Raw genomic sequence first — 418 nt, forward strand, 5'->3', positions numbered from 1 at the left:
GTTTGGGCATCGGATACGGCATCCATTCGGCAACGGGCGAGATTCCCCGGAAGCAGCAGGAGTTCGTCGTCGGCATTATCGGTTTGGTTGCCGTCGCGATGCTGACTTGTGTGGTTTTATGGATGAAAAAGGCGGCGCGTTCGATGAAGCGCCAGCTTCGGGATTCTGTACAGGCGGCTTTGAACCGTGGCAGCGGTCAAGGATGGGCCTTGGTCGGTATGGCGTTTCTTGCCGTGGCGCGCGAAGGTTTGGAGAGCGTTTTTTTTCCTGCTTGCCGTATTCAAACAGAGCCCGACGTGGCAGATGCCGGCCGGCGCGGTAGCGGGGGTTTTGGCTGCCGCCGTGATTGGCGCGTTGATTTATCAGGGCGGGATGCGCCTGAATCTGGCGAAGTTTTTCCGTTGGACGGGGGCGTTTC

1 protein-coding gene and 1 pseudogene are annotated in these 418 nt (G+C 58.9%); both read left to right on the top strand.

The annotated features are described in order from the left end of the window. Nucleotides 1-2: 2 nt before the first annotated feature. Nucleotides 3-200: pseudogene (locus tag HW452_RS17785) on the top strand (FTR1 family protein); the annotation flags it as partial. Between the two features lie 103 nt (nt 201-303). Next, nucleotides 304-418 (top strand): FTR1 family protein (locus HW452_RS17790; RefSeq protein ID WP_425348122.1); only part of this gene is annotated, 115 nt, incomplete at its 3' end.

It is taken from the genome of Vreelandella aquamarina (assembly GCF_020075495.1).
Taxonomy (GTDB): domain Bacteria; phylum Pseudomonadota; class Gammaproteobacteria; order Pseudomonadales; family Halomonadaceae; genus Vreelandella; species Vreelandella aquamarina_A.